This window comes from Microbacterium resistens NBRC 103078 (genome assembly GCF_001552355.1).
Classification (GTDB): Bacteria; Actinomycetota; Actinomycetes; order Actinomycetales; family Microbacteriaceae; genus Microbacterium; species Microbacterium resistens.
The window spans coordinates 1-2,652 of the sequence record NZ_BCRA01000199.1 but is presented as its reverse complement, the minus strand read 5'-3'; the positions used below and the strand labels follow the sequence as shown (position 1 = coordinate 2,652).

3 protein-coding genes and 1 pseudogene are annotated in these 2,652 nt (G+C 74.5%); 1 reads left to right on the top strand and 3 read right to left on the bottom strand.

Annotated elements, in window-relative coordinates; all coding sequences use genetic code 11:
• Positions 1–513: CHAT domain-containing protein (locus MR1_RS18905; protein ID WP_157518401.1), on the top strand; the 513-nt coding region annotated here is incomplete at its 5' end.
• A gap of 293 nt (positions 514–806) precedes the next feature.
• Here the strand turns inward: MR1_RS18905 and MR1_RS18900 are convergent.
• The 3 genes and pseudogenes from MR1_RS18900 to MR1_RS20625 all read right to left on the bottom strand — a co-directional run.
• A complete protein-coding gene (locus MR1_RS18900) occupies positions 807–1,583 on the bottom strand; it encodes a DeoR/GlpR family DNA-binding transcription regulator (RefSeq protein WP_067250784.1) in 777 nt (258 codons plus the stop codon).
• Positions 1,580–2,437: a class II fructose-bisphosphate aldolase gene (locus MR1_RS18895; RefSeq protein WP_067250781.1), complete on the bottom strand. Its 858-nt coding sequence runs from the start codon at positions 2,435–2,437 to the stop codon at positions 1,580–1,582. The genes MR1_RS18900 and MR1_RS18895 overlap by 4 nt, the downstream gene beginning before the upstream one ends.
• Positions 2,434–2,652, bottom strand: a pseudogene (locus MR1_RS20625) (hypothetical protein); the annotation flags it as partial. The gene MR1_RS18895 and the pseudogene MR1_RS20625, both read right to left, overlap by 4 nt.

Sequence of the window (2,652 nt, the reverse complement as noted above, 5' to 3'; positions counted from 1 at the left end):
GGGCCGCACGTGGCGCGCGCCGAGGAGGAGGTGACGACGGCGGCCGCCGCCTGGGACGCCCCCGTGGTCCTGACCGGCGCCGCGGCCGGCGTCGAGGCGGTCACCGCGCTGGCGGGCGGTTCGGACGTGCTCCACGTCGCCGCGCACGGCCGGCATACGGTGGACAACCCGCTGTTCTCGGGCCTCGAGCTCGCCGACGGGATCCTCTTCGGCTACGACGTGGACCTCGTCCCGCATCCTCCCGCCGTGGTCCTGCTCTCGGCGTGCGAGCTCGGCCGCTCCTCGGTCCGCGGCGGCGAGGAGGCGCTGGGGATGACCCGGGTGTGGCTGCACGCGGGCACCCGCTGCGTCGTCTCCTCGCCCGTCGTGGTCCCCGACGACGTCGCCTGCGAGCTGCTCGGGTCCGTGCACGGGAGCCTGCGCGCCGGCCTCGATCCGGCGGCCGCGCTGTCCGCCGCGGCGGCGGACACGGGACACCGGACGCCGTTCCAGTGCCACGGCAGCGGCTTCTGACCACCCCCCGCGCCGAGTGCGGACACGGCCGGAGAACTTTTCTCCATTCGATGTATCAGACCTGCGCCCCGGGGCTCCTGTTCGTCGGAAGGTGTCATGCGGGGAACTTCCGAGGGAGCCGGGAGCGTGAGGGGACGCGGTCGGAACTGGGGATGCGCGTGCTGGGGACGCGCCGACGGACACGATTCCACGGGGGTGTCGCGCGGGGACCGCGGCACCCCCTCCTCATGCTCCCCGAGGGCGGACGACCCCAGCCCGGGGCAGGACGGCCTCGGCGGCGCGGATCGCTCCGCTCAGTCCGCGAGGAGCACCTCGTAGCCGGCGTCCTGGAAGGCCGTGCGATACGCGGCCGACAGCCCGGTGTCGGTCAGCAGCGTCGGGAACAGGGACGCATCCCCGACCGCGGCGAACGCGCTCGCACCGATCTTCCCGGAGTCCGCCACGACGATCGGCCGGCGCGCACGCTCGGCCATGATCCGGTTCACCGCCGCCTCGCGCTCGTCATGCGTGCTCGCCCCGTCGACCGGATCCATGCCGTTCACCCCGATGAACGCGACGTCGAGCCGGATCCCACGCAGCAGCTGCTCCACGAACGGCCCCACCAGCTCGTACGTCCGCGAGTGGATCACGCCACCGGTGACGACGACCTTGATGTCGGGCCGGGTGGCGAGCTGGGCGGCGATGTTCACCGCGTTCGTGACGATGGTGAGCGGCTGGTCGGCGAGATCGTCGCGGGCGGCGAGGGCGGCGGCGATCGCCGTGGTGGTCGTCCCCCCGGACAGACCCACGACGGAACCGGGCGCCACGAGCGCCGAGGCGGCGCGGCCGATCCGATCCTTCTCGTCCGCCCGCAGGTGGCTCTTGTACCGGATGGGCAGCTCGTAGGCGACGGACTGAGCGACGGCTCCGCCGTGCGTCCGGGTCAGCAGGCGCTGCTCGGCGAGGCTGTCCAGATCCCGGCGCGCGGTGGCCGGGGACGCCCCGAACCGGTCGACGAGCTCCTCGACCGTGATCTCGCCCTGGGCCGCGAGGAGGTCCAGGATGGCCGTCAGACGTGCCGTCCGCTTCATTCCGCCCGCCCGTGCTCCTGCGCGCCGGCGAACAGGCGCAGCAGCCGGCCCGCCTCCTCGGCGACCGCCTCGCGCCCCGGGGCGATGTACTTCCGCGAGTCGACGAGACGCTCGTCCGCCGCAAGCCGGGCCCGTACCGCGCGGGTGAAGAAGCCGTTCAGATGGGTGGACACGTTGATCTTCGTCATCCCCGCGCGGATGGCGGCGACGAGCGCGTCCTCGGGGACCCCGGAGGACCCGTGGAGGACCAGCGGGACGTCCAGCGCCGCGCGCAGCCGAGCGATGAGGTCGAGGTCCAGTGCCGCGGTGCGGTCGGTCATCGCGTGGGAGGACCCGACGGCGACGGCCAGCGCGTCCACGCCGGTCTCGACCACGAACGCCCGCGCCTCGTCGGGATCGGTGCGCACCCCGGGCGCGTGCGCGCCGTCCTTGCCCCCGACCTCGCCGAGCTCTCCCTCGACGTGCACCCCGGCGGCGTGCGCGCGCTCGGTCACGCGGGCGGTGAGGGCGACGTTGTCCGCGTACTCGAGCGTCCCGCCGTCGAACATCACCGAGCCGAAGCCCAGCGCCACCGCCTCATCGACGAGCTCGGGGCGCTCGGCGTGGTCCAGGTGCACGGCGACCGGCGTCGCGGCGCGCCGGGCGACGGCCAGGGCGGCGAGCGCGATCGGCTCGAGGCCGCCGTGGTAGTCGGCGCAGTTCTGCGAGATCTGCAGGATGACCGGCAGCCCGGTGCGCTCGGAGGCGAGGGCGAGGGCCTCGGCGGTCTCCAGGTGGATGACGTTGAAGGCGCCGATGCCGACGCCGCGGGAGGCGGCGTCCTGGACGAGCTCGCGGGCGGAGACGAGGGTCATGGGGTGTCCTTCGGTTCGGGGGCGGTCGTGGCGCGCGGGTCGGACGCGTGCCCGGTGGGGCTGTCGATGAGCAGGGCGGCCTCGAGCTGAGGCCAGGAGGGGTGGATCTCGCCCGCCAGCGGCATGAGCACGGCGGCCGCGGACCACGCGGTGGCGCGGCGCAGCAGGGTCAGCGGGTCCTGCACGCCCCGGGCGAGGAGCACGGCGCACGCCGC